Origin of the sequence: Candidatus Methanoliparum sp. LAM-1 (assembly GCF_020885915.1) — an archaeon.
Lineage (GTDB): Archaea > Halobacteriota > Methanoliparia > Methanoliparales > Methanoliparaceae > Methanoliparum > Methanoliparum thermophilum.
In genome coordinates this window covers 894,938-919,441 of the sequence record NZ_AP025251.1, presented here as the reverse complement: position 1 = coordinate 919,441, position 24,504 = coordinate 894,938, and the positions used below count along the sequence as shown (strand labels likewise).

The 24,504-nt window shown below is 34.0% G+C and carries 30 protein-coding genes and 2 tRNA genes; 23 read left to right on the top strand and 9 right to left on the bottom strand.

The window, feature by feature from the left end; translation table 11 throughout:
• Window positions 1-3: 3 nt before the first annotated feature.
• Entirely contained in the window at window positions 4-636 is a 633-nt protein-coding gene (locus LPC15_RS05040) for a hypothetical protein (protein ID WP_229234287.1), read from the bottom strand.
• Between the two features lie 172 nt (window positions 637-808).
• On the opposite strand from LPC15_RS05040, the gene LPC15_RS05035 reads away from it, so the two are divergent.
• Window positions 809-1,519 (top strand): DUF434 domain-containing protein, encoded by a 711-nt coding sequence (locus tag LPC15_RS05035; RefSeq protein WP_229234286.1) that lies wholly within the window; start codon window positions 809-811, stop codon window positions 1,517-1,519.
• Window positions 1,482-1,925, top strand: a complete 444-nt coding sequence (locus LPC15_RS05030; RefSeq protein ID WP_229234285.1) for a GNAT family N-acetyltransferase — start codon at window positions 1,482-1,484, stop codon at window positions 1,923-1,925. Before LPC15_RS05035 ends, LPC15_RS05030 begins: the two co-directional genes overlap by 38 nt.
• Here LPC15_RS05030 and LPC15_RS05025 read toward each other — a convergent pair.
• Window positions 1,909-2,613, bottom strand: a complete 705-nt coding sequence (locus tag LPC15_RS05025) for a glucose-6-phosphate isomerase family protein (protein WP_229234284.1) — start codon at window positions 2,611-2,613, stop codon at window positions 1,909-1,911. The genes LPC15_RS05030 and LPC15_RS05025 overlap by 17 nt on opposite strands.
• Window positions 2,614-3,008: 395 nt before the next feature.
• Between LPC15_RS05025 and LPC15_RS05020 the strand changes: the two genes are divergently transcribed.
• The 6 genes from LPC15_RS05020 (at window position 3,009) to LPC15_RS04995 (ending at window position 7,329) form a co-directional block, all read left to right on the top strand.
• Window positions 3,009-4,208 (top strand): phenylacetate--CoA ligase family protein, encoded by a 1,200-nt coding sequence (locus LPC15_RS05020; RefSeq protein ID WP_229234283.1) that lies wholly within the window; start codon window positions 3,009-3,011, stop codon window positions 4,206-4,208.
• Window positions 4,209-4,271: 63 nt separating this feature from the next.
• The gene (locus LPC15_RS05015) at window positions 4,272-4,565 is read left to right on the top strand and encodes a PRC-barrel domain-containing protein (RefSeq protein WP_229234282.1); all 294 of its coding nucleotides are present in this window, start codon (window positions 4,272-4,274) and stop codon (window positions 4,563-4,565) included.
• Window positions 4,566-4,587: 22 nt separating this feature from the next.
• The gene (locus LPC15_RS05010) at window positions 4,588-5,289 is read left to right on the top strand and encodes an acetate--CoA ligase family protein (RefSeq protein WP_229234281.1); all 702 of its coding nucleotides are present in this window, start codon (window positions 4,588-4,590) and stop codon (window positions 5,287-5,289) included.
• Window positions 5,290-5,355: 66 nt separating this feature from the next.
• A tRNA-Ile gene (locus tag LPC15_RS05005) sits at window positions 5,356-5,430 on the top strand.
• A gap of 36 nt (window positions 5,431-5,466) precedes the next feature.
• Window positions 5,467-6,384: a ribonuclease Z gene (gene rnz, locus LPC15_RS05000; RefSeq protein ID WP_229234280.1), complete on the top strand. Its 918-nt coding sequence runs from the start codon at window positions 5,467-5,469 to the stop codon at window positions 6,382-6,384.
• Window positions 6,385-6,429: 45 nt separating this feature from the next.
• Entirely contained in the window at window positions 6,430-7,329 is a 900-nt protein-coding gene (locus LPC15_RS04995; protein ID WP_229234279.1) for a carbohydrate kinase family protein, read from the top strand.
• Window positions 7,330-7,411: 82 nt separating this feature from the next.
• Here the strand turns inward: LPC15_RS04995 and LPC15_RS04990 are convergent, their stop codons facing one another.
• The 3 genes from LPC15_RS04990 to LPC15_RS04980 form a co-directional block, all read right to left on the bottom strand.
• Window positions 7,412-8,425, bottom strand: a complete 1,014-nt coding sequence (locus LPC15_RS04990) for a phosphoribosylaminoimidazolesuccinocarboxamide synthase (RefSeq protein ID WP_229234278.1) — start codon at window positions 8,423-8,425, stop codon at window positions 7,412-7,414.
• Window positions 8,426-8,443: 18 nt separating this feature from the next.
• Window positions 8,444-9,409, bottom strand: a complete 966-nt coding sequence (locus tag LPC15_RS04985) for a transcriptional regulator (RefSeq protein WP_229234277.1) — start codon at window positions 9,407-9,409, stop codon at window positions 8,444-8,446.
• Window positions 9,410-9,500: 91 nt separating this feature from the next.
• Entirely contained in the window at window positions 9,501-10,799 is a 1,299-nt protein-coding gene (locus LPC15_RS04980; protein ID WP_229234276.1) for a dihydroorotase, read from the bottom strand.
• A gap of 45 nt (window positions 10,800-10,844) precedes the next feature.
• Here LPC15_RS04980 and LPC15_RS04975 point away from each other — a divergent pair, with 45 nt between their 5' ends.
• The 8 genes from LPC15_RS04975 to LPC15_RS04940 all read left to right on the top strand — a co-directional run bounded on the left by LPC15_RS04975 (window position 10,845) and on the right by LPC15_RS04940 (window position 16,921).
• A complete protein-coding gene (locus LPC15_RS04975) occupies window positions 10,845-11,624 on the top strand; it encodes an SAM hydrolase/SAM-dependent halogenase family protein (RefSeq protein ID WP_229234275.1) in 780 nt (259 codons plus the stop codon).
• 48 nt (window positions 11,625-11,672) lie between these two features.
• Window positions 11,673-12,308, top strand: coding sequence for a 50S ribosomal protein L1 (locus LPC15_RS04970; RefSeq protein WP_229234274.1), 636 nt, complete (start codon window positions 11,673-11,675; stop codon window positions 12,306-12,308).
• Between the two features lie 13 nt (window positions 12,309-12,321).
• On the top strand, window positions 12,322-13,221 hold the full coding sequence (locus tag LPC15_RS04965) for a 50S ribosomal protein L10 (RefSeq protein WP_229234273.1): 900 nt from the start codon (window positions 12,322-12,324) through the stop codon (window positions 13,219-13,221).
• A complete protein-coding gene (gene rpl12p, locus LPC15_RS04960) occupies window positions 13,222-13,539 on the top strand; it encodes a 50S ribosomal protein P1 (RefSeq protein ID WP_229234272.1) in 318 nt (105 codons plus the stop codon).
• A 6-nt stretch (window positions 13,540-13,545) separates the two neighbouring features.
• Window positions 13,546-14,694: a pyridoxal-phosphate-dependent aminotransferase family protein gene (locus tag LPC15_RS04955; protein ID WP_229234271.1), complete on the top strand. Its 1,149-nt coding sequence runs from the start codon at window positions 13,546-13,548 to the stop codon at window positions 14,692-14,694.
• 19 nt (window positions 14,695-14,713) lie between these two features.
• Window positions 14,714-15,178, top strand: a complete 465-nt coding sequence (ribC, locus tag LPC15_RS04950) for a riboflavin synthase (RefSeq protein ID WP_229234270.1) — start codon at window positions 14,714-14,716, stop codon at window positions 15,176-15,178.
• Window positions 15,179-15,205: 27 nt separating this feature from the next.
• A complete protein-coding gene (ribH, locus tag LPC15_RS04945; RefSeq protein WP_229234269.1) occupies window positions 15,206-15,622 on the top strand; it encodes a 6,7-dimethyl-8-ribityllumazine synthase in 417 nt (138 codons plus the stop codon).
• 432 nt (window positions 15,623-16,054) lie between these two features.
• Window positions 16,055-16,921, top strand: coding sequence for a hypothetical protein (locus LPC15_RS04940; protein WP_229234268.1), 867 nt, complete (start codon window positions 16,055-16,057; stop codon window positions 16,919-16,921).
• Between the two features lie 230 nt (window positions 16,922-17,151).
• Here the strand turns inward: LPC15_RS04940 and LPC15_RS04935 are convergent, their stop codons facing one another.
• The 3 genes from LPC15_RS04935 to hjc form a co-directional block, all read right to left on the bottom strand.
• Window positions 17,152-17,421, bottom strand: a complete 270-nt coding sequence (locus tag LPC15_RS04935) for a hypothetical protein (RefSeq protein ID WP_229234267.1) — start codon at window positions 17,419-17,421, stop codon at window positions 17,152-17,154.
• 28 nt (window positions 17,422-17,449) lie between these two features.
• Window positions 17,450-17,686: a hypothetical protein gene (locus LPC15_RS04930; RefSeq protein ID WP_229234266.1), complete on the bottom strand. Its 237-nt coding sequence runs from the start codon at window positions 17,684-17,686 to the stop codon at window positions 17,450-17,452.
• Between the two features lie 105 nt (window positions 17,687-17,791).
• Complete coding sequence (gene hjc, locus LPC15_RS04925; protein WP_229234265.1) at window positions 17,792-18,211, bottom strand: Holliday junction resolvase Hjc; 420 nt, start codon at window positions 18,209-18,211, stop codon at window positions 17,792-17,794.
• 89 nt (window positions 18,212-18,300) lie between these two features.
• Here hjc and dph5 point away from each other — a divergent pair, with 89 nt between their 5' ends.
• Genes dph5 through LPC15_RS04905 form a run of 4 tightly spaced genes read left to right on the top strand, consistent with a single transcriptional unit; the run spans window position 18,301 to window position 20,441 of the window.
• Window positions 18,301-19,083 (top strand): diphthine synthase, encoded by a 783-nt coding sequence (gene dph5, locus LPC15_RS04920; protein WP_420709504.1) that lies wholly within the window; start codon window positions 18,301-18,303, stop codon window positions 19,081-19,083.
• Window positions 19,084-19,120: 37 nt separating this feature from the next.
• Entirely contained in the window at window positions 19,121-19,408 is a 288-nt protein-coding gene (locus LPC15_RS04915) for a DUF357 domain-containing protein (RefSeq protein WP_229234263.1), read from the top strand.
• Between the two features lie 24 nt (window positions 19,409-19,432).
• A complete protein-coding gene (locus LPC15_RS04910; RefSeq protein ID WP_229234262.1) occupies window positions 19,433-20,212 on the top strand; it encodes an ATP/GTP-binding protein in 780 nt (259 codons plus the stop codon).
• 13 nt (window positions 20,213-20,225) lie between these two features.
• Complete coding sequence (locus tag LPC15_RS04905; protein ID WP_229234261.1) at window positions 20,226-20,441, top strand: hypothetical protein; 216 nt, start codon at window positions 20,226-20,228, stop codon at window positions 20,439-20,441.
• An 8-nt stretch (window positions 20,442-20,449) separates the two neighbouring features.
• On the opposite strand, the gene LPC15_RS04900 is transcribed toward LPC15_RS04905, so the two are convergent.
• Entirely contained in the window at window positions 20,450-20,935 is a 486-nt protein-coding gene (locus LPC15_RS04900) for an HIT family protein (protein WP_229234260.1), read from the bottom strand.
• A gap of 72 nt (window positions 20,936-21,007) precedes the next feature.
• Between LPC15_RS04900 and LPC15_RS04895 the strand changes: the two genes are divergently transcribed.
• From LPC15_RS04895 to LPC15_RS04885, 3 genes are all read left to right on the top strand, one after another.
• Window positions 21,008-21,092, top strand: a tRNA-Ser gene (locus LPC15_RS04895).
• 63 nt (window positions 21,093-21,155) lie between these two features.
• A complete protein-coding gene (tsaA, locus tag LPC15_RS04890; protein WP_229234259.1) occupies window positions 21,156-21,587 on the top strand; it encodes a tRNA (N6-threonylcarbamoyladenosine(37)-N6)-methyltransferase TrmO in 432 nt (143 codons plus the stop codon).
• Window positions 21,588-21,601: 14 nt separating this feature from the next.
• Window positions 21,602-24,448, top strand: coding sequence for a DNA polymerase domain-containing protein (locus LPC15_RS04885; protein ID WP_229234258.1), 2,847 nt, complete (start codon window positions 21,602-21,604; stop codon window positions 24,446-24,448).
• Window positions 24,449-24,504 lie beyond the last annotated feature (56 nt).

Below are 24,504 nucleotides of genomic sequence, written 5' to 3'. Positions count from 1 at the left end.
AGATTATTTTTTTGTATTGAACAAGGATTGCATCTTCGATAGATTATCACGGAACCAGTTGTGAATGTCGTCTAACTTACGTGGTGTTAGATTGAATACTTCTATCTCTTCAGAAAACGGTATTCGATGATTTTCACCGAAAAAGATGATCCCGATCTCATCCTCGCCAAGAGTCTTATCTATCATCTCTGCAACAAATCTATATCTCTTGTTACTAGTCTCTATATAAAATTCAGATACTTTTGATCTGACTTCATTGTTTATCAATCCTATAGTCAAGCATCTTTCCCAATCGATACAAGCTTCTGATATATCTTTATCCTCTGTTTGTATCAATTTTGCACCAGTTATTACGAATTTTTTGATAATATCATAGCTATTCTCATTTATCTCTTTTAACGAACTTAGTTCGTTCTCTCCTTGCGAATAAAAAAATTCATGATATATCTTATCAACTCCGCCCAGTTTAGCTGTTAACTTCTTTAACTGTTCTCTGACCTCATTCCAATACCCTTTCACCAATTCTGTATACTCAATGGGTGCATCTTCCCATGTATGTATTAGAGGGATATAAATAATCTTCCTCCTTCCTTTATACTCGTCAACCGTTGGTTTTTCTATTCTTATTTCTTCCATCGTATCCACCTCTATTAAAAAATTTTAATAATAGTGGCTATAAAGTTATTGCTTTTATTAAATAATCTTTGGTATATTAAAGATCAAGGATTTTCGAAAGTTTATTAACAGGTAGGTCTTAAAGTATATTATATCAAAATATATATAATAACTCGATCCCATTTGAATTTTAATGATAGATATCAACAGAATACTGACACGTCTGGAAGACCCTATTTTAGATGTACGTTATCTTTTGGATAGAAAATATCCTAAAAAATCAGTTATAACCTATGTATCCAACCATTACGGTTTAACAAAAGACGATCGAAATATCTTGGCTCGGATTGCATGTAAAAAAGATGTTGCAGACGATCGAAAGAGAAAAGTCGTTTCTATAGAATCTATATATAATAAAAAATTGTTTATCGACGGATTTAATGTTCTTATTACAGTAGAAAGTTTAATTCTTGGATATCCTGTCTTTCTATGTGATGATGGAATATTAAAAGATGTAAGATCTTTATTTCATAGATATAAGATGGGACTTATGACTAGAGAAGCACTCTATAAGATAGAGACGATAACATCAAAGTATAATCCAAAAGAGATTTTAATAATATTCGATTCTCAAATAAGCAAGAGTGGAGAGCTCTCAAAGTTAACAAGAGATATTTTTAATAAAGATAACTGTTTTGTTTTTATATCTAAAAATACTGATAAAGATATAATAGAAAATAGTAAAAAAGAAATAGTAGCCACAAGCGATGGAATAATTATCGATAACGTAGAAAAGGTAATAGATATACCTATTTATATTGCCAATGAGTTTAAATATAATTACTACATACCTACAAGGGCTAGATATGGTCGATATAATCAAAGTGAGATTGGCGTCTGTTAAAGAGTTACCTTATATTGAAAAAATGTGGAAAAAACTCGAACCGAGTAACAATTATCAAGATATCTTGATATTTTATCTGATGTTTAGAAGATATATCTACATTGCAGGGTTGGATAATAATCCGATAGGATTCGCCGCAGGAAGTATTAAAAACGATATTCGTGGTCATTTAAGCGCTATTTATGTAGAAGAGCTATATAGACGGCATGGTGTCGGCCAAAAATTGATTAATGTATTAGAAAATAAATTTAGACAGGAAAATTTCAAAAAGATGACGTTAGAGGTTAAAGAGGACAATTATAATGCAATATCATTTTATGAGAAGAATAACTTTGTCCGTATCGGAAAAAAACCGAGGTACTATGGTACAAAAGATGCCTTGTTATATATTAAAGAATTGATCTAAAGCTATAGATATCTTCGAACTCTTCAGGATGGTTTAAAAATTTTAATAACTCTAAATTATTCACCAATTGGTAGAGATCGATCCTATTTGTCAATCCAAATTCAGGATATTCTCTCGGTTTTATAACCCTTAATTCCGGAACCTCCTCATAATTTTCATTCCTGATGATATCATCCACCGTTTCATAATATGCCCCGCCTTTCCTTTTTTTAATAGGATCGTATATGGCTATAAAATTTCTTGAAACCCAATTTGCCAGTTTTAACACATTTTTTGATGGATTTATTGTTATATGGCCATAACCGGGGGGTATTATAACCTTGTCTCTTTCTTTTGCCTTAATCAACACGACATCTTCCAATCTGTCTATACCTTTCTGAAATAAAAAGTGTGCCTCTCCTTCTATCACCTCATATACTTCTGTGTAATGGTGGGGATGATAATGCCCTGCCGTTTTTGTATACTCTATTCCGAGAGTTCTCGGTGGTATTATCGTAATATCATATCTTAAACAATTAGATAGAATCTTCTTTCTATCATGCTCTGTAAGCGAAAGATCTCTATAGATATAATAAAGAGGGATATTCTCGGTCTTTTTTAGCCAATCTTTACAATATATAAGGTCTTTTATATCATAAAGCATTCTAATTTCAGGTCTATATCTTTTTGTGCCAAAAATAAGATCCATTTTTGCTTATCCTTTATTTGTTTAATATAATATTAAATTAACTACTTTTTAACTCACTGATATTAAAATATAGAATATTAAGATGTTATAACAAAATATTAAAGAATATTCATATAAAAAGGACTTATGCATTATTTTTGTGTTTAACCGTATAAAAAGCATATATTTCGCAAAAATAATTATTTTTAATGGATAATTTTATATATCATTATCTCTTTTATCTTTGTTTTGGTAAACGATCGATAGATAGCCGTTTATTTAAAGCTTGATCATAAGATAACGATTTTATGATGGTTGTATAATTATGTTTGAAAAGGTTAAGAGAATTCCGGCAGATAGACTCGTAATATTGCAAGAAAAAAGACTTAAAAAGATTATAAATTATGCATACAGCAATGTTGATCTATATAAAAAAGTTTAAAGATGTTGGGCTGAGACCTGAAGACATTAAAGATATAGATGATTTAACGAAACTTCCATTTACTACAAAAGATAATCTACGTAATAATTACCCATTCGGAATGTTGGCGGTCCCTATGAAAGATGTTGTACGATTGCACACATCATCAGGTACAACCGGTAACCCTATAGTTCTGGCTTATACAAAAAAAGATTTGGAAAATTGGGCAAGACTGACCGCAAGATGCTTATCTACCATCGGTGTAAATGAGAACGATGTGTTTCAGAATATGATCGGATACCATATGTTTACTGGTGGGCTTGGATACCATTATGGTGCAGAATTACTAAATGCAACGGTCATTCCTGCTGGTTCAGGTAATACTAGACGACAGGTAAAAATGTTTAAAGATTTTAAAGTTACAGCGGTTCATGCAATCCCATCGTATATGTTCCATATAGCCGATGTATGTTCTGAGATGAATATAGACCCTATACAAGATTTATATTTAAAAAAAGGCATTTTTGGAGCAGAACCTTGGTCTAATTCTATAAGAGATAGATTAGAAGATGTTTTTGGAATAAATGCATATGATAACTATGGTTTATCTGAGATGTCGGGTCCAGATGTAGCGGTAGAATGCGAATGTAAAGGTGGGCTTCATCTATGGTCAGATTATTTTTTAGCTGAAATTATAGATCCAGTGAGTGGAGAAAGATTAGAGGATGGTGAAAAAGGAGAACTGGTTTTAACAACTTTATGCAAGGAAGCAATGCCTCTTATCAGGTATAGAACAAGAGATATAACCATTTTAGCAGATGAAGAATGTTCTTGTGGAATAAAACATCCGAGGATATCGAGATTACTTGGCAGAACGGACGATATGATTGTGGTTAGAGGGACAAACGTCTTTCTATCCCAGATAGAGGATGTATTATTAAAGATTCCTGGAATAAGAGATAATTACCAGATTATTATAAATAGAGATGTAATGGACGAGTTAATCATAAAAGTGGAAGTGACAAAAGATATTTTTAATGATGAACCTTTTACTCTGTTAGCTTTAAAAAATAGAGCAGAAAATGAGTTAAGAACGGTACTTAATTTAAAAACTACCGTTGAACTTGTTGAACCCCAATCTATACCTGATGGGCCTGGGAAAACAAAAAGAATTGTAGATTTTCGATCAATATAACATATTATTACTAGATGGAGAAAAATATATATTACACAAAGTATCTGACTTTAATAGATAAATATGCAAAGAGATATAACTGATTTTATTGGGCTCGATGTTTATACGGACAAGGGCATAAAGATGGCGAGGGTAGAAGACGTTGTTATAGATACTGATGACGGTAGAATAAAACAGCTTGCATTGACGGATGTTCGGGAGGAGTTTAGAGATCCTTCCAAACGTGGGCTTTTGATACCTTTTAGATGGATATCGAATATGGGAGAGATAATCATAATCAAATGGCCGATCAATTCTGAGATGCATAAAGATGTTGCAAAAGAAGAGACGGATAAAGAAAAAGTTAAAAAAGATTAGAGATTAAAAAGAGGTGTTAAAATTGTCTAAGGAAGATACAATAAAGATAATAAAGAAAGTAAGAGAGGAAGGAAGGAAGGTTCTTACAGAATACGAGAGTAAAAAGATTCTTTCAGTATATGGGATTCCTATAACCAGAGAAAAACTTGCTAAGGATCTTGACGAATCTATAAAATTTGCAGAAGAGATCGGTTATCCTGTGGTCTTAAAGATTGTTTCACCTGATATTACTCATAAAACGGATTTAGGCGGAGTTAAAATAGGTATAAAATCTCAAAAAGAGTTGGAAGAGGCTTATACTGACTTGATGAGGATAAAAGATAGAGTCAAGGATGCTAACATACACGGAGTTTTAGTGCAAGAGATGCTACGAAAAGGAAACGAGGTGATACTTGGTATGACTCAAGATCCACAGTTTGGTCCTGTAATAATGTTCGGTCTGGGTGGAGTGTTCGTCGAAGTATTGAAAGATGTATCATTCAAGATACCACCGTTAACTAGGCGAGATGCAGAAGATATGATAAAAGAGATAAAAGCATATCCTATTCTGGAGGGGGCACGAGGAGGAGTAGTCTCGGATATGAATGCTTTGATAGATTGTATTCTAAAACTATCAGAATTAAGTTTGGACCTTGAAGAGGAGTTAAAAGAGATGGATATAAATCCTCTTTTTGCAATGGAGAAAGGGGCCGCGGCAGTCGATTCATTGATACTGTTGAGATAATAAGACTAAAAATAAGCAAGGTTTATTGATACTTTATCTCGATACTAACTAGTTTGATCTTTAATTGGGCTCGTAGCTTAGCTTGGTTGGAGCGCACGGCTGATAACCGTGAGGTCGCCGGTTCAAATCCGGCCGGGCCCATACGCTTTTTTATTTAATATTAGATAGTTGAGTTATATGTTAGAGATTATATTTTTAGGGACCGGTGGTGCAATTCCTACTCCTAAAAAAAATACCGCTGCTGTGATGATTAAATATGGTGGTAATAAAATTCTATTTGATTGTGGAGAAGGAACACAGAGACAGATGGCTATCGCTAAAACTGGAATAAATAAGGGACTTAATCAGATATTCATATCTCATTTTCATGGAGACCATTTTATAGGACTACCTGGACTTATTCAGACGATGAATTTCAATGGTAGGAAGGAGGATCTATTCGTATACGGTCCGAGACATACTAAAAAATTTTTAACAACGGTAAAAGATATGGGTTACTGTAAATTTAATTTTGATATAATCGGTTATGAATTGAGAAACGGCGACCGTATAGAAGGCGACGGTTACAGTATTACTGCATTCGATACAGATCATAACGTTCCCAGCCTTGGATACATATTTCAAGAAAATAAGAGGGCTGGAAGATTTAACGTTGATGCTGCAATCTCCTTGGGTCTTAAACCAGGACCATTATATTCTAAACTTATATCAGGAAAGGCAGTTGAAGTCGATGGTAGAATTATACTACCGGATATGGTGATAGGACCGCCCAGGGATGGCAGAAAGATAGTTTATTCAGGAGATACAAGACCGTGTGAGACACTTTTTAATGCAGTAAAAAATGCGGATGTCGCTATATTGGATGGCACTTTTGATAGCTCTTTAAAAGATTGGGCAGATCGGACGGGACATTCTACTATCAAAGAAAGCATAGAATGTGGATTAAAAGCGGGTGCAAAAAAGATTATTTTGATTCATACAAGTCCAAGATACTCTGCTAATAAAGAGATGTTATATTCGGATATAAGAAAAGATATGACCAATGTGATTATATCGGAAGATTTTCTCAGATTAAATGTCCCATTTTGTGATTAGTTTTCTCATTATAAGATACATTTTTAGATCTTTGTCATTGATATTATGAAAAAAAAAGATTTAATCGGGTTTGGAGCAATTAATATTGATTTTATCTGTCTTATTAGAAAATTGGCTAGTTTAGGTGAAGTGATACCGGTGGAAAAATTTTTTATGTATCCTGGTGGATCGGTTCCCAATACAATAATAACTCTTTCTCTATTGGATAAAAAAGTAGCATTATCGGGTGCAGTTGGGACTGATAATGTTGGAAGGTATCTATTAGAGTTTTATAAAAAAAATAATATCAATATAGAAGAGATATCGATTAAAAACGGCATTACTGGTAGAGCTTTAATATTTTTGCCGAAATCAAAGAGAAAGAGAGTAATATATCCATATATCGGAGTAAATAAGGATATAAAAGATGAAGATATGAACTATAAGAGGTTTGAAGATTTTAAAATCGTCCATATGGAATATCTCGATATTCCTGAGCAATTTGAGATTCAAAAGCATCTAACCAGGTTAGATACTGATATTAGCCTATCTATAGGAATGATATATGCTAAAAACGGATTAAAAAAGATTAAAAAGATGTTGCCTAATTGTAAATTTATTTTTTTAAATGAGAGAGAGATAAAGGTATTAACAGGGTTGTCTGTCGTTGATGGTGCATTATTGCTCAATAAACTTGGTATAAAGATCGTAATTGTTACATTAGGAAGAAAAGGATGTATCGTTAGTTCAGATAAGGTGATAAAACAGGTGCCAACAGAAAAAATAAAAGTGATAGATGATACCGGTGCAGGAGATGTATTTACAGGCGGGTTTCTCTATGGGATTATGGAAGGCTTATCCTTAGAAGACTGTGCAAAGATGGGAAACAAGATGGCATCTTACTCTCTTAGAGACTTTGGGGCAACCAGCGGATTATTCAAACAAAAAGATAAAGGGTTTTTTTAGATAAAGTTTATCAATTATCAAATCTTCACAAATTAAAAATTTGTGGACTACGAATCTTCGATTCGTAACTCCTTTCTGTTCTCTAAATATTCTTTAAACGCCTTATTACATCTTTTAAATCTGGTACATCAAATATTTTTCTTTTTATGATCTTGTTAGTAGCAGATTTATACATATCGCTTATAATATCTTTAAAAACCAAGTCCAACCTCTCTGGTTTTAAACGGCAGAGACCCCTCCAATCTTCAATATTCTTCTCTCTTGCCTCTTTTTTCGCCCTATCTATCTCTTTCTTCCAATCTGTCTTTGCGTAATAACTTCTTATCGCCTCTTTACTCAAGTTCATCTTGTCATAGACAAATCTGCACTCATCCAATGTTCCAACGGTATCCACAACCATCAAATCTTTTTCTTCTGTATATGCAAGTTCTAATTTACCATCTACATTCTCTATATCAACAGCGGATACTTCTCTATCTATAACTTTAACCACAGATAAAACAAGATTTTTTATCTCTTTAATATCTAATTTTACCAAATCTTTTGCCTCTTGCCACCTTAAATACCTGTCACTCTCTTCTAATTTTGTGCTTATATCCAATATTGGCTTATTTAGACGTTCATTGATTTTTATATCATCCTCATTAAGATCAATATCGCCTTCCATGAACCTTTTAAAAAAAGAAGATTCCGATACGATCTTATTTCTATATATAAATTCAAAAGGTATCAGATAGTTACCCTCTATACTATTAAAAACAGAATAATCGTATAACCCCATGTTAGGCTCAAACTTTGGTCTTATAACCCTAACTAATTTTATCTTCATCTTGTTGACGGGCAGATCAAGCTCATCCAATCTATAAACCTTATCTTTATAGACCAAACCGTTATAATGGGTTTTTATACCATCCTCCTCCAATCTTTCAAAGAAAAAAGCCGATAAGATACAGAGTGATTTACCTTTATCGGGTATATGATCGGGCATCTCACCCCAGTCAAAAATAGAGTATCTATCTGAGAAAGAGAATATTCCAATGCCGAGTTTGTCTCTCTTTGGCTCTTTTATAACCTTTAAATCCTTTACGCTACCCAAATTTCTTACCTCTTATCATCAAGATGCTTTTCTGTTCGAGATTAATTCTATGAGATCTTCTATATCTTTCATATATTTCATATCATCTTTATGTAACATGATTATATCATCGATCTTATTCATCGGCGGCTCTTTATCAAGTATGAACATTGCAGGGCGATCTATCACGAAAGAGATACTACTAGTAAGTTTTGCTTTTTTTAATGCCATATTATCAAGATGTGTTACTCCAGTCAATATAATCTCATCTTTTATCTTGGATAATACGTTGAATGGTGAATAATTAATCAAAGAGATATCGAGACCCATATTTATCAGGTGTTTGATCATTTTTCTCTCCAACATAGGAATTTTATCTTTGATAATAGCCTTATCATCTTCTTCAGGATTATATTCTATAATATCATCGGAAAAGATATTTATCTCTTTGATAAGTTCTGCTTTTAAGATTTTTTCTAAGTTGATGGCTATATCTACTGTAGTCTTCATCCCTTCTTCATATTTGCTGACAGTTCTCCTAGATACTCCCAACATTGATGCAAAATTTCCAATGCTTATATTTCTTTCTTTACGAGCAAGACTAAGTTTTTCTCCATCTATTTTGATATAGTATCCTCCCCTCTCTGCGTAGACAATAGGAAAGATACCATTTATAACACAATCGCGAAATGTATCTATATTGAGGGCAGGTATGCCCCATCTACAATATACAACATCCTGTTTCATATATAAATTACCAGCTTTTTCGCCGATTAATAATGGATGTGCAAATATTTTACTGGCTAATTTTTTGATCTCTTTTACTATATCTTCTTTAATGCTGTCTATATTCAATAAAATTTTTAATATCAAAGATAGTGCATCTCTTTTGGCAACTATATCAAAACATCTTGGTGTAATCGTACATTTTTCTGAAACTATGAAACCTGCATCCAGCAGTATATCTATTACCCTTCCTATAAGTTCCTCTCTTCTGCTTATCATTTTATCTGGTATTTTTTTATTCAAATATATACTTATATAATTATAAAATTAATAATACTATATATTAATGTTTTGTTAATTTTAAATATCATTATACTCTCTTTATAAGGTTGCCGTAACCTTCTTTAACATAAAACTCACCATTTTTGAACGCAATATCTCCACGAATGATCGTTGTTTGTGGAAATATCGCTTGAAATCCTTCGTATGGAGTCCAACCACATCGAGTATGAAGATCACCAGCCACTATCCTTTTTTTATCTTTAAGATTATACAATACTAAATCGGCATCGTATCCTTCTTTTAAAAATCCTTTTCGTCTTAGTCCCCAGATCTTAGCAGGATTATAAGATGTTAACTCTACAAGCCTACCAATGCTTATCTCATCCTTGGCAACAAGGTTAAGCAAAAGCGGAATCATCGTTTCTACACCAGGAATTCCTGATTTGGCATTATAAATATCTCCCTCTTTCTCTTCAATACTGTGTGGGGCATGATCAGATGCTATAACATCAATCATACCGTATTTAACCATATTCCATAAAAAATTTCTGTCCGCTTTATCTCTTATCGGTGGATTAACCTTTATCTTTGTCTTTAAAAGATTATAATCGTCTGCCGAGAATAAGAGATGATGCGGAGTCACCTCGCATGTTATTCCTCTTGCCGTTTTTATTATTTTTATAGCCTCTTTAGTAGATATATGGCATATATGCATCCTACATCCAACTTGTTCAGCCATTTTTACTAATTTAGCTGTAGCAATCTCTTCACAACTGTTAGGTCTTGCAAAAAGATGAGATTGTGATGATTTTATCTGATATGCTATTTTATTCGATGCTATACAAGAATAATCTTCCGCATGTATCGTTGGAAGCAGATGAGTATCTTTTATTATCTTCAAAGCAGTATTCAACATATCATACGATATTACATCTTCTTCATCATCTTCTCCCAGAAAAATTTCACCAAACGCAGTCGTATATCCTGCCAGGTCTTTTATAAGATGGATATTCTTGTTTGTTACTGCAGCATTTACTCCAAAATCCACAAGCGATTTTTTTTTGGCGATCTCTATCTTGTTCAGCAGGATATCTGGAGATGTAACCATAGGATAAGTATTTGGTTGATCTATGACCGAAGTTATTCCGCCAGCTAGAGCAGATTTTGATCCACTAATCCAGTCTTCTTTATATGTAAATCCAGGATCCCTGAAATGGACGTGGGCATCTATCCCGCCTGGTAAGACCAGCAAATTTTTAGCATCGATCAATAGTTCTCCTTTCAAGTCTTTACCTATCTTTTTTATGATTCCGTTATCTATCCCTATTGATACTCCTTCCTCTATTCTTCTATTCAACAGAACTTTACAATTTTTGATTATCTGCATTTTAATTTGATAATATTTAAATTAACAAGATGTATAATAAAGATTATGAAAAAAATAATCTCATTGCTAACAGATTTCGGCACTTTTTATCCTGCCATTATGAAAGGGGTTATTTTTAAGATCAATCCAGATGTAGAGATTATAGATATCACCCATTCTGTAAATAGGATAAAAGAGGGAGCATTTTTATTGAGATCCTGTATCAATTATTTTCCAGATGGAACAATATTTGTTGTGGTAGTAGATCCAGGAGTAGGAAGTCGTAGAAACATTCTTATCGTTGAAGGAAAGATAGACAATTCTCCTAAAATACTTATAGGTCCTGATAACGGAATACTAAGCCTTGCTATCGCTGAGATGGATAGTTATAAGGTTTATCAAGCATTCAATAAAAAATACTTCTTAAAGGATGTTTCAAGAAGCTTTCATGGTCGAGATATATTCGCACCGATCGCTGCTCATATCTCTAAAGGAGTATCTATAGATGAAATAGGTAAGACTTGCAGTAAGTTTGAAAAACTGGATATATTCTTGAAGATAAATAGTAGGGAGATAATAGGAGAAGTTTTATATATAGATGATTTTGGAGATATCATAACAAGTATTCCTAACAATCTTATAAATGATATCAAGACGGTTGAATTTAACGATAGAAAGATAAATATCTATGATACCTATTCTGATGTGAAAAAGGGAGATTTATTGGTTCTCAAAGGAAGTCATGGGAGAGTAGAATTGGCTATGAATGCAGGAAATGCGGCAAAATTTTTGGGTATAGATATAGAGGATAAAGTAACTTTAAAGGTCATAAATGCATATAGTTAAATTAATATACCAATATTTATTACTTTGTATCGCATAGGTGTAAGGGAGATGAATATAGTAGATCCGGAAAAAAAGATTAAAGAGGTGATAGAAGAATCACCCAAGAGGAAATTTGTAGAAAGTGTAGATGTCGCTATAAATTTGAAGAATATAGATATGAAAAATCCAAATAATCGTATTAAAGAGGAGATCATGCTACCGGAAGGGCTGGGTGTAGAGCGGAATATTGCCGTTTTTGCAAAAGGAGATCTTGCAACTAGAGCAAGAAAGGCAGGTACGGATGTTTTTTCTGATGAAGATATAGAAGATATTGGAAAAAATAAGAGAGATGCAAAAAAATTGGCATCGAAATATGATTTCTTCCTTGCCGAACCGCGATATATGGCATCGATCGGTAAAAAGTTTGGTCCTATACTGGGACCGCGAGGAAAGATGCCGATACCGATAGTAGATGATTCGGCGATAGAAGATATGATTGCACGATACAAGAAGAGTATAAGAATAAATACGAAAGATAATCTTACGTTTCATGCAACACTTGGCAAAACTACTTTAGGATCTGATAGTTTATCCAAAAACTTGATGACAGTGCTAGATAGGGTTACTGCTAGATTAAAAGATGAATCTAACCTTAAATCTGTCTTTATAAAGACGACGATGGGCGTATCTAAAAAAATAAAGTAACGTAGATGATAAAATGAGCATCATAGCAAAAAATAGAGGGATCGATTGGAAAAAAAGTACTGTAGACGAGATAAGTACTGATATATCAAAATACAAAACAATCGGGATTGTCGGAATGAAAGATGTGCCAGCCAGGCAGATGCAGGAGATAAGAGAGAAGCTTAGAAGAGATGCCTTCATAAGAATGAGCAAAAATGTGCTTATCCGTCGTGCCTTATCCTCACAAGGATTAGAAAGGTTATCTGATGAAATAAAAGATCAAACTGCACTTGTATTTTCAAATAAAGATGCTTTTAAACTTTTTAAGTTATTAGAGTCTTCAAAGAGTTTTGCACCTTTAAAAGCAGGAGAGCTGGCACCTACTGATATTATCATTAAAAAAGGTCCCACACCGTTTAAACCAGGTCCAATTGTTGGAGAATTACAAAGAGTAGGAATTCCAGCTGCTATAGAGAGCGGAAAAGTAATAATTAGAGAAGATAAGGTAATATTAAAATCAGGAGAAGAAGTATCGCCTAAAATTGCAGAAGTATTAAATCTGTTAAAGATTTATCCAAAGAGATTAGGACTTGATCTTAAGGTAGCTTTTGAGGAAGGAGAAACCTTTTATAAATCTGATCTTTATATAGACATCGAAAAGTATAAAACAGATGTTATTAATGCCGTAAATAGTGCGTACAATCTTGCATTTAATACAGCATATCCAATTCCAGAGGTTCTTCCGAGTTTGATCGCTAAGGCTGTAAATGATGCTAAAAACCTTGTGTTTAATGCAAATATTTATGAGCCTGCCGTTATAGATATGTTACTCTTGAAAGGCTGGAGAAATATGCTTTCTTTAGCATCAAGAATCAACGAAGATGCTTTAGATAAAGATTTGAAAGATAAATTAAATATTGGAGGTGTTTTATAAATGGAGTATATTTATGCAGCACTCATGTTGCACAGTTTTGGTAAGGAGATAACAGAAGAGAATATTACAAACGTAGTTAAGACAGCCGGTGCAGATGCCGATTTAGTGAGGATTAAAGCTTTGGTCTCTGCATTAAAAGAGGTAAATATAGATGAGGCTATATCAAGCGCAGCAGTTATACCAACCGCTACACCAGAGATAAAAAAAGAGGAAAAAAAGGAAGAAAAGGAAAAAGAGGAAAAAAAGGAAGAAGAAGAGAAGGAGAAAGAAGAAGAGGAAGAAAGCGCTTTAGAAGGACTTGGTGCTTTATTTGGTTGAGTTTAAATGGAAAAAGAGACAATAATGCTTCCTGGACCTGTGGCAATAAATCCACGGGTTTTAGAAGCAATGTCAAGACCGATAATCAACCATCGAGGTGAAAAGTTTGGAGAGATCCTTGAATACTCTACTCAAGGGTTGAAAAAAGTTTTTAAAACAAAAAATGACCTTTTTATTCTCTCTGGATCTGGCACATCTGCGATGGAGAGTGCATTGGGAAATCTTCTGAATAAAGACGATAAAATCTTAGCAATAGTCAATGGGAAATTTGGTGAGAGGTTCAGTGAAATCGGATCTATCTATGGCAATTGTATCTCGTTAAATTATGAATGGGGAGACTCAGTAAATCTCGAAAATATCAAGGAAGTTTTTGAGGAGAATGAAGATATAAAGGTGGTAACTCTTGTCCATAACGAAACATCGACCGGAATTATAAATCCTGCAAAAGAAGTCTCCAAGATTGCGAAGGATAACGGTGCTGTATTCGTCATGGATGGTGTATCTTCTATAGGTGGGAATTATGTTAATGTCGATGATTGGGGGGTTGATATAGCCATATTAGGCTCTCAAAAATGTCTGGCAGCACCACCTGGGCTTGCTATGATATCCGTAAGTGATGATGCATGGGATATGATAGAGAAGACTAAACATAGGCCATACTATACGGATCTAAAAGCATACAGAAAAAGTTTGAATAAAAAACCACCACAGACACCATATACTCCTGCTGTTTCGTTATTTTTTGCTTTAGAAGAGGCTATCAAGATATTTTTGGAGGAGGGAATAGAGAATATTATTCTACGTTATAAAAAATACTCTGATGCAATAAGAGAAGCAATAAAATCGTTAGGGTTGGAATTATTTCCGAAGCTGAACGAATATAGCAATTACTCTAATACGGTTAATGCAATAAGATTGCCTGAAGGAATAAACGAGACCGATTTAAAGAAAGGGATGAAAGACAGAGGCATAGTAATATCTGGTGGGCAGGAACGATTGAAAAACAAGATATTCCGTATAGGAACCATGGGTTATCTCTCTTCGCAAGATATAATCAACGCTATATCTGCCCTTGAATTTGTGTTAAAAAGTCTTAAATGCGATATATCGATTGGTAGTGGTGTCAGCCGAGCGAACGATATACTTTTCAATTAAAAGATAAATTATTATCAAAATGGTAAAGATTGGAATAGCGGATACGACCTTTGCAAGATATGATATGGCAAGATCTGCAATAAATGAGATAAACAAGTATGTATCTGTCAAAATTGAGCGTTATACTGTGCCTGGAGTTAAAGATCTTCCGATAGCGGCGAAAAAGCTGTTGAGTGAAAAAAATTGTGATTTGGTGATTGCTCTTGGTATGCCCGGACCTAAACCGATAGATAAACAATGTGCACATGAAGCATCTCTTGGATTGATTTTTGCTCAATTGATGACGAACAAACATATATTGGAGGTCTTCGTCCATGAGGATGAGGCAGAGAACGATGTAGAACTTGCTCGACTTGCCGATATGAGAAGCAGGGAACATGCCATAAATGCAGTAAAACTTCTTTTTGAAGCGGAAAAACTTATAAAAGATGCAGGAAAAGGAAAGAGGGAAGGTTATAAGGATGTAGGACCTGTTAGATTATAAATCTAAATTTCAACGAGGTTTTTATTAATGGATGTAAAATTGGGTTTTGTGGTAGCCGAGTTTAATAGGGAGATAACGTATCAGATGGAGATTGTAGGAAAAGAACATGCCAGTTTTTTAGGTGCAAAGGTGGAGAAGATCGTCTATACTCCAGGTGTCTTCGATATGCCGATAATGATCAAAAAGTTAGGAAGATGTGAGGAGATAGATGCGATCGTTGCAATAGGTGCTGTAATCGAGGGTGATACGGAACATGATGAGATTGTTGCTCAGCATGCAGCAAGAAAGATTATGGATCTCTCGCTAGAGTTGGACAAACCTGTTACTTTAGGAATATCTGGTCCAGGCATGACACGATTGGGTGCATACGAGCGAGTTGATTATGCTAAAAGGGCTGTAGAAAGCGCAGTAAAGATGGTTAAGAGATTGAAAGAGCTGGATTAATAGCGAAGTAACACAAAATAAGATCTAAAAAGAACAAAAATATAAAAGACGGTTTGTTTTGTTAAAATTATATACCTTATTTTATAACTATCTTATTTCATAAAATTTTTAAAACCTTTTTTTATTAGATCTTATATTATCAAATGATTTTATATATAAATAACTCACAAATATAGATTATGGATAAAAAATTATATTTTTTGACTCTCTTCTAAAAAGACATGAAAGGAGGATATGGAACGGTATAGAGAAAAAAATTATGGATGAAGATCCGAATTATTTTTTTTGGGTTTAATTTTCAATCTTTAACGAAAGGCACAGAGAGAGTTTTTTGTTTTTAATACGAATGAAGAATACGTAGGTCGTGGTATTGCAATACTGGATAATAGTTGGGGTAAAGATAAAAGAACGGTCGGATTCGTCGAAGATTTCATGGTAGTTAAAGAATACCGTGATGATATAGATACTCTCGTACAAAGATTGATAGATTCTTTAAAGAAGAGGGGTGCAGAAGAGATAATAGTACGTGGTGGGCTCTTTCCTGCTATTGAAATAGCCGGCTATGAAGAGTTGCCATCTTTCGGTTGTCCGCATAATCTTCCATGGTATGCTGAGATTTTTGAACGAAACGGGTTTAAAACAATAAGAAAATTTGTAAACTATCGTATAAAATTGCCAGAATTACAGATAGATGGAAAAAGTGGTAGAGAGATTACCGATGACGAAGGGCGGGTGATAAGAGAGTTAAACAGAACAAATATAGACGAAGTTAAAAAAAGTCGAGATAATGAAAAAATGCATCGTTTGCACACTTTTTTTGGCTGGGATACATCAGGTATAGAAGAAGGAATCGCCCCTTCCCGTATAAAAATGTATATAAACAACTTTTTTGTCCGTCTCATTAATTATAAAACGCTCTACACATTTGAAAACGGAGAGATGGTCTCCTGTACGACGATTCATCCAGATTACAACGCAATATTGAACGATTTAACCAAAGGAAAGAGAGGGTTTATACCGGGAATAAAACTCCTTAAATTTCCATTTGTAATACGAAAATCACGAAGATACGTGTTTGGTGGAACAGTACAGGTTGAAAAAAGGAGGGGAAAAGGATACGGTACTGCTAAGATGGTTTGGGGAGTTTATAACGTTCTTCCTCTGTTAAAAAACGTTGATGAGTTTGATACCGGACCGATCGTATCCGAGAACTTGCCGCCGATAAAGATGGTAAGATCGTTTGTTGGAGAAGATGGAGTTAAGGAGATGAGTTATGCAATGATGAGTTATAAGATATGAGTAGTTAAATTTGGCAATTAGAAAAAAGATTACGAGGACGATTTAATAAAGTCAAAAATAGAAGGATTAATAAAATTTTAAGGGTATTCTCCTCTTTTATTTCATAAAAAATCTATATACGGTATTTATATAGAGTCCATACCATGTCGAGCAGATGTCGCTACATTTTACACAACAATCCAACCATTTCATCGCGTACCACCTCTTAAATTTTTTATTTCTTGTAAAAATTATGCTTTGCCTAACATTCCTGGAAATGCAGATATTATAGATCCACAAATTCCTCCTATTCCTCCGATAGCACTACCGAAAATTCCTTCTGTTATACTACCACAAACTCCTCCTATTCCTCCGATAGCACTACCGAAAATTCCTTCTACTATACTACCACAGACCGTTGCTAACGGCTCGGCAATAGCACCGAGAAGGTTGACTCCTATATTGCATAACTCTATCCAGCTTACAACTGTCTCACTTATTGTAGATACTAATTCAACCATTTTAAAATCCTCCTTTTATTTTATATAATTATTTACCAAAACATCTTAAGAGAGTATCGGCCCCACATTCCATAATCATACCTTCTAACCCTGTTACTGTCTCTATAGCAATCATCAATGCATCAATACACGGAGCTATTATGTGAGTGCCACATATATCGCCTATGGTTACCATGCATCCCGTAAGACTTGCAAGTGCACCTATCCAGCTAGGAATGACACCCAATCCGCCATCATCCTTTAACATCTTTTTTATATTCAACATTTTTTCATCTTTTGATATATAGATTTATATATTTTAAATAGATTTTATGATCGAAAAAAGAATTTTGTATTTACGATACTTAAAAAATTGAACAAAATATATAAATTATAATCGCACCTGTCTGCTTTTACCTAACAATTCATCGAAATCCATCCATGTTTGTCTTGTCTCTCTTAGATCAATCCTATAATTGCCATCCTTTGTGATACTATCCAATCGTTCAACACAGATAAATGCCCATCTTTCACCGTTAAATTTAACTCCAAGGTACGGTTCTGCACCGAACTTTTTAGAAAAAGCTGCTAAATCCTCTATCTCTTTCTTTTTTATATAAATTTTATCCTTTGAGGACGATTTAACCTCTATGCTTATATATCTCTTACCATTACCCGCTATAATATCTGGTAAAGGATTTTTCGTTGCAGCACCACTTGCAGGAGATCTGATAGCTGCAAATCCAGCCTTCCATAACATATTAACCAGTTCTCTCTCAGAATCTGTACCTTTCCGTCCTCTATGCTTCATCTTGATGATCCTTTATTTATAAAGTTAATTTATAAACTTAATCTCGGTGGAATTACGTATATATGATACATGTATTGAAGTATCTGTATATGTTAATATTTGTCGGTCTTGGATTGTACGATGAGATGGACATCTCTATAAAAGGTTTGGAAACGATAAAAAGATCAAAAAAAGTATTTGTCGAATTTTATACATCTAAAATGATGGGTACGACCATCGATAGATTAGAAAAATTTTATGGGAAAGATATAGAACTGCTTGGGAGAGAAGATATAGAGATCAGACCTGATAAGATTATAGAGACAGCAAGAAATAAAGATGTCGCCTTTTTATGCGCCGGAGATCCTATGATCGCTACAACACATATCGATCTGCGGATAAGGGCAGAGGACGCTGGTGTAAAGACACGAATAATACATGGATCATCGATACAGACTGCTGTAATAGGGTTATCCGGTCTGCAAAATTACAAATTTGGTAGATCTACAACGATACCTCGTCCATATAAAAATATAATTGCCGAATCGCCATACGATGTATTCAAAAACAACTTAGATAACAATCTGCATACTTTATTCTTGTTAGATATATCAGACGAGCCGATGACAATCAATGAAGGATTGAAAATACTTTTAAACATATCTGATAAGAGGAAAGATTATAAATTCAAGGATAATCTATGTGTAGGCATCGCTCGAGCAGGTTCTGACAACCCTGTGGTCAAGGCAGACTTTATCAAAGATATTTTAGACTACAATTTCGGTCCGCCACTTCATACGTTTATACTTCCAGCAAAACTTCATTTTATGGAGAAGGAAGCATTAATCAGGTTTGCAAAAGCGCCTAAAGAGATATTAACAAAGGAGACGTAGAATATAAAGAGATGCTTAACATACCAACGTGATGAGGATGCAGGATAAACTTATAAAGAAGACATATAAATACAAAAAAATGCTACAAGATGCATTGGTTAGCATAGAAATAACTCCCAGAAAGGATTCTTACTTTATGAAGATTTCCGACGATTTTTTGAGGATGGCACAATCTTACTATCAGGATGGGGTATATTTTTTAAATAAAGAGAATTACGAAGATGCTTTGGCAAGTTTCAGTTATGGTCATGCCTGGTTGGATGCTGGTATGAGATTAGGAATATTCAAAAGCAGTAGTAACGATTATAAACTATTTTCGATATAAAACGGTTTTCAAGAGGTGTGAATATTGAGCAGAAGATTGAATCAAGTTAAAGTATATATGTTAGGTACTGCAGGAAGTGGAAAGACCTCTTTTACTGCATCTTTTCAAGAATGGCTTAAACTATTAGATATAGAGGTAGTAACGGTGAATTTAGATCCGGGTGAGATGAACCTGCCGTATGATCCGGAGGTAGATATACGTGATTGGATCAATCTTTACGATGTAATGGAGAAGTTCAAATTGGGGCCGAACGGTTCCCAGATTGTATGTTCAGACGAGATAGCTCTCAAAGCAGACGAAATAAAAGACAGCATAAATTTTTTTGATGCAGATATCATATTAATAGATACACCAGGTCAGATCGAATTGTTCGCATATCGAGAGACAGGAAAAATTCTTATAGAAAGATTAGGCGTCGATAATTCAGTAATACTCTTTCTCTTTGATCCGATAATATCAAAAAGAGCGAACGGGTTTGTATCATTACAGATGCTTTCTTTATCTACCCAGTTTATCTTTTCCCTTCCTCAGCTTAATATCTTGTCAAAATCGGACGTAATTGACGAAGATTTATTAAAAAAAATTATGGAATGGTATTATACACCAGAAACCCTTTATAATGATCTGATAAACCAGAAAGGTATCTCAAAAGAGATAAGCATAGAAGTTTTAAAGATGTTAGAAGTAATCGGTATGCAAGGATCGTTGATCTCGGTATCATCTGAGAGTTTGGAGGGGATGGATGATGTATATAACTTTATTATACAGCTCTTTAAAGGCGGAGAAGACATAACAGATAAATAAAAGGGGTTATTAAATGAGTAAAAAAGATTATAATGAGGATAGTAAAACAAAAAACAAGAATGATCTATCCAAGGATACCGATGAGGAACTTTTAAATAAAGAGTTTGAGAAACAGATTATACAAGATAGATATCATCGTAAATACCTTGGTATAGAATCAAGTAGTAGATACAAGGATGAACTAATAAAAAAAGCTATTAAAAAAGAAAAAGATAAAGATAAGCCATAATAAAATACTCAAATAACTTTTTTAATCGCCTCTTTAAGTTTATTATAAGTTTTTTCGAGCGCCTCCGGTATTACTTTTGTATCCGCCAAGACGGGCATAAAATTGATATCGCCTTCCCATCTTGGAACTATATGAAGATGGATATGATCTGCTACTCCCGCACCGGCAGTTTTTCCCAAGTTCATTCCTATATTAAACCCATCTGGTGTCATACATTCTTTAATTGCTTTTACAGAACGATTGCATAGGTCTATTATCTCATAGATCTCTTCTTTATCCAGTTTATCTATGCAATTAACATGTTTATAAGGTGCGATCATAACGTGTCCAGGATTATACGGAAATCTGTTCATTATTATAAAAGAGTTCGTGCCTCTAAATAAGATTAAATTCTCTGTGTCTTTTTTCTCTTTTGGAAAGTTGCATAAAAAACAACCTTCATCTTTTTCTCCTCCAATATACTTCATCCTCCATGGTGCAAATAGATGTTTCATAAAAACATTTCCTCCTTTTTTGCAAAATGTTTATATATAAAATAATAAAATATAAGTAATACTCCTTTTTTTGTCGGGATAGCCTAGCCCGGTAAGGCGCAGGATTGCTAATCCTGTGTTCGATACGAACTCGGGGGTTCGAATCCCCCTCCCGACGTTTTTTAAGGACAAAAATTATAAGAGATTAAAATTATAAAAATATATGGATAGTATATTATCTATGACTATGATAACATTAAAACCTATCGGGGTTCTTCATTCAAGAGTAACACGATTGGAAGAGGTACCATTCCAATGGATGATATCTAGTTTGGAAGGAGATATAGAGATTTTTGAGGAGTATACTGAAGGATTGCAAGGAATAGAAGATCTGGATTATATAGTTGTCATATTTTTCTTCCATAAATCAACGAAAGAGTATTCTCTAATACAGAAGCCACCGTGGTCCGACAAAATGAGAGGAGTATTCTCTATCTGTTCTCCTCTCCGGCCAAATCCTATAGGTCTATCGGTAGTTAGGCTATTAAGTGTTAAAGATAACATTTTGCATGTAAAAAATATAGATATGGTAGATGGAACTCCTATTTTGGATATCAAGCCGTATATCCCTTTAAAAAAAGATAATGAACCTTTAAATAGCATTAATTTATAGGGTGTTATACTATTATGATTTATGAATATTTAAAGAACGATGTATTACTCGGCGTATCGCATGATTTTGCTTATTTTTTAAGAGCAGGTCCTGTAGATATTTCAAAGCTACATTCTCCCTTCTTATTAGTATTAGGCGGAGAAAAAGAGAGAAAGCAAATTTTGGATCTTTGGAATAGATACAAAACTAACAAAGAGAATATCTTATCTAACATAAAAGATATAAAAGATTTAGAAGAATACAAAAGTTTTTGGAATCCATCCAAAGTGCAAAACGTATTTAAAGTAGAGACCTACGAGTCTTATCTGGTACCCGAGGTTAGCAATTATATATTCTCAGAATTTGGAATTCCTACCGCAGAGCATGATATTCCTTATGTAAATCGTGCTTTAGTTGATTTTGCTGTAGATAACCTTTGGTTGTTTGATACAAAAGGGCATGAAGAAAGATTGAATATTCTGGTTTATGATATCGAGATAAGCAACTATGGTAAAGATCAAGCCGGTATGCAACCTATCGATATAATAGGCTACTCTGAGTTTGGTATATCTTTTAAGTCCGATAAAGATTTAGAAAATGAAGATTTCTTTTTTAATATAACAGATATGCCAGATAATTGGGAAGGTTTAGAGATAAAACAGCTTATATCTAATAACGAAGACGAAGAACTTGAAAATTTTGTTATTTTTCTAAAAGAGATAATGAGTCATGATATTATTGCCGGTCATAACATCCTAAATTTTGATAATATAAATATCTATAATAGGGCAGAATATCTTAATAATAAGAACAAAGATGGTTTATCCTCTGACGAAAAAAAGTTATTTATAGATTTTTTAACAAAATACGCGAGAAAAGAGCGAATATTTAATTTTGGCTCAATACAAGGATCTGTCAATCTATATCCGACATCCTTCGATACATACTACGCGGTTAGAAAATTCTTTCCTAATCTTGACTCTTATGGTCTAAAATATCTAGCGCCGTTTTTCGGTATAAAGATCGAAGATAGAACATACTTAAACCACAATGAGATAGCGCTAAATGAGATAACGTTCAAGTATAATAGAGATGATATCGCCGAACAGAATGGTATAACTCTCCTGTTATTACAACAGGCGCTTCCTTTAGCCTTTTTAACAGGATTACCCTTCGAAATTTTGCTTCCTGCCGGTACTACCAAGATATGGGATCATATGGCAATGATAAGAGCGGCAAAATATAAAAAAATATTTCCTGCCACATGTAGAGTATCAACAGTTTCTCGACAACTTTTAAACGATTTTGGATTGAATAAGGTAAGAAAGAGTAAGGAAGAGATATTCAAAGAGGCGAGAGACAAAAAAAATAAAGATGATCTGAAAGAATCCTTACGTGTTATTAAATACGGGGAAGAGATGCCAGATTGGGTTGAGTATCCTTATGTAAACTTGGATTACCATTTTCCTGGTGGTAAAACTATCAAACCAAGCGAGGTTAAATCTGATTTTTTGATTTGGTGGGACGTGATTGTGGCAGATGTCGGTGCTATGTATCCAACGATACTGAGAGCCGATAACATAGGTGCAGATACCATTAGATTGGCTAGACGGGAGGATACACCTGACGATTATGTATGGATTAAAAAGATACCTGAAAGGTTTTTAGATGAAGAAGATATCGCTTACATCGAGAAAGAGACAAACGGATATCTGATAGGTATCAAAAAATCTAAGGATGAAGGAGTGGTCAACCTGGCAATGAAGGGTATCTTAAAGATGATATCCAATATAAAAAGAGAGCTTGCTATTTTAAAAACTGAAAATACAGATAAAGAACAGATTAAAAGAATGCAGATGATTTATAACTCATTAAAAGGTATAAGGAACGCAGGCACACATGGTATAATGACAGCACCGAACGTCTCGTGCAGGCAGTTCAACCTTTGGGCGGGTGCTGCGATAACTACTAAAGGGCAGGAGATATTGGATGATGTCTTAAAAAGGCTCAAAAATAACGATATCCGGGTTGTTTATGGTGACACAGATGGTATCTATGTAGCCTGTTCAAAGAGAGCCCCACGAGATGTATATGAGATCTTAGGAATTAAAAAAGATGGTTTGGATCTATCGGATTATGAGTTTATCACTCCTCCCGAAAAAATCTTTGACGTCATAGAAGAGTGCAACAAAGTATGGAGAGAACGATTAAACTATCCTGACTTTGAATTAGAGCCAGAACGTCATACAGCGATGTTTTTCCTCAAACATAAAAATTATCTTGTATGGGATATAGAAGATGGCAACCTGGTAATGAAGACGAAAGGGAATAACTTTAAAGCAAGCGATAAAGCAGAGTTAGCAGTTAAAATATTGGAAAAGATAATGTATAACGTATTAAAGAATCATCTATCCTGGAATGATGAGAACGAAGAGCAAGAACGGGTCAAAAGATCGATACGTGATATAACAAAGGATATAGTGTCTAGTTTAAACTTGGATGAGGTAGATATATCTGATTTAATAATGACTCAGACGGTCTCTCCACCTAATAGTTATGCAAGAAACAAAGATGGCTCTATGAACATTTTTGGTCAAAGATCTGCCGCTTTGGAGAAGATTGTAGGGAGGATTAATACATCTACAAAATACAGATTTGTAGTTACAAGATCGCCTCTTCCTGGAATCGATAATCCTATTAAGAGTAGTATCAAACCGATCCAATATATGTATCCCGTGGATTATCTATCTGATTACAATGATATCGATATAGATTGGTATAGAAAGATGGTTAAAAATTATATAAAAGGTGCGTTTGGTTTTGAAGATGTGAGAGAAGATATAAATAAAGGAAAAAATCTTTCTTTGGATCTTTTCATGTAATTAAAAACTCACAGATTGAAAAACCTCGGCTCTTTTCGAATCTTTGATTTGAGACC

Coding starts and splice junctions, on each gene's coding strand:
- LPC15_RS05040 (WP_229234287.1), bottom strand. CDS start 636: ATGGAAGAAATAAGAATAGAAAAACCAACGGTTGACGAGTATAAAGGA.
- LPC15_RS05035 (WP_229234286.1), top strand. CDS start 809: ATGATAGATATCAACAGAATACTGACACGTCTGGAAGACCCTATTTTA.
- LPC15_RS05030 (WP_229234285.1), top strand. CDS start 1,482: ATGGTCGATATAATCAAAGTGAGATTGGCGTCTGTTAAAGAGTTACCT.
- LPC15_RS05025 (WP_229234284.1), bottom strand. CDS start 2,613: ATGGATCTTATTTTTGGCACAAAAAGATATAGACCTGAAATTAGAATG.
- LPC15_RS05020 (WP_229234283.1), top strand. CDS start 3,009: ATGTTGATCTATATAAAAAAGTTTAAAGATGTTGGGCTGAGACCTGAA.
- LPC15_RS05015 (WP_229234282.1), top strand. CDS start 4,272: ATGCAAAGAGATATAACTGATTTTATTGGGCTCGATGTTTATACGGAC.
- rnz (WP_229234280.1), top strand. CDS start 5,467: ATGTTAGAGATTATATTTTTAGGGACCGGTGGTGCAATTCCTACTCCT.
- LPC15_RS04995 (WP_229234279.1), top strand. CDS start 6,430: ATGAAAAAAAAAGATTTAATCGGGTTTGGAGCAATTAATATTGATTTT.
- LPC15_RS04985 (WP_229234277.1), bottom strand. CDS start 9,409: ATGATAAGCAGAAGAGAGGAACTTATAGGAAGGGTAATAGATATACTG.
- LPC15_RS04980 (WP_229234276.1), bottom strand. CDS start 10,799: ATGCAGATAATCAAAAATTGTAAAGTTCTGTTGAATAGAAGAATAGAG.
- LPC15_RS04975 (WP_229234275.1), top strand. CDS start 10,845: ATGAAAAAAATAATCTCATTGCTAACAGATTTCGGCACTTTTTATCCT.
- LPC15_RS04970 (WP_229234274.1), top strand. CDS start 11,673: ATGAATATAGTAGATCCGGAAAAAAAGATTAAAGAGGTGATAGAAGAA.
- LPC15_RS04965 (WP_229234273.1), top strand. CDS start 12,322: ATGAGCATCATAGCAAAAAATAGAGGGATCGATTGGAAAAAAAGTACT.
- rpl12p (WP_229234272.1), top strand. CDS start 13,222: ATGGAGTATATTTATGCAGCACTCATGTTGCACAGTTTTGGTAAGGAG.
- LPC15_RS04955 (WP_229234271.1), top strand. CDS start 13,546: ATGGAAAAAGAGACAATAATGCTTCCTGGACCTGTGGCAATAAATCCA.
- ribC (WP_229234270.1), top strand. CDS start 14,714: ATGGTAAAGATTGGAATAGCGGATACGACCTTTGCAAGATATGATATG.
- ribH (WP_229234269.1), top strand. CDS start 15,206: ATGGATGTAAAATTGGGTTTTGTGGTAGCCGAGTTTAATAGGGAGATA.
- LPC15_RS04940 (WP_229234268.1), top strand. CDS start 16,055: ATGGTAGTTAAAGAATACCGTGATGATATAGATACTCTCGTACAAAGA.
- LPC15_RS04935 (WP_229234267.1), bottom strand. CDS start 17,421: ATGGTTGAATTAGTATCTACAATAAGTGAGACAGTTGTAAGCTGGATA.
- LPC15_RS04930 (WP_229234266.1), bottom strand. CDS start 17,686: ATGTTGAATATAAAAAAGATGTTAAAGGATGATGGCGGATTGGGTGTC.
- hjc (WP_229234265.1), bottom strand. CDS start 18,211: ATGAAGCATAGAGGACGGAAAGGTACAGATTCTGAGAGAGAACTGGTT.
- dph5 (WP_420709504.1), top strand. CDS start 18,301: ATGTTAATATTTGTCGGTCTTGGATTGTACGATGAGATGGACATCTCT.
- LPC15_RS04915 (WP_229234263.1), top strand. CDS start 19,121: ATGCAGGATAAACTTATAAAGAAGACATATAAATACAAAAAAATGCTA.
- LPC15_RS04905 (WP_229234261.1), top strand. CDS start 20,226: ATGAGTAAAAAAGATTATAATGAGGATAGTAAAACAAAAAACAAGAAT.
- LPC15_RS04900 (WP_229234260.1), bottom strand. CDS start 20,935: ATGAAACATCTATTTGCACCATGGAGGATGAAGTATATTGGAGGAGAA.
- tsaA (WP_229234259.1), top strand. CDS start 21,156: ATGACTATGATAACATTAAAACCTATCGGGGTTCTTCATTCAAGAGTA.
- LPC15_RS04885 (WP_229234258.1), top strand. CDS start 21,602: ATGATTTATGAATATTTAAAGAACGATGTATTACTCGGCGTATCGCAT.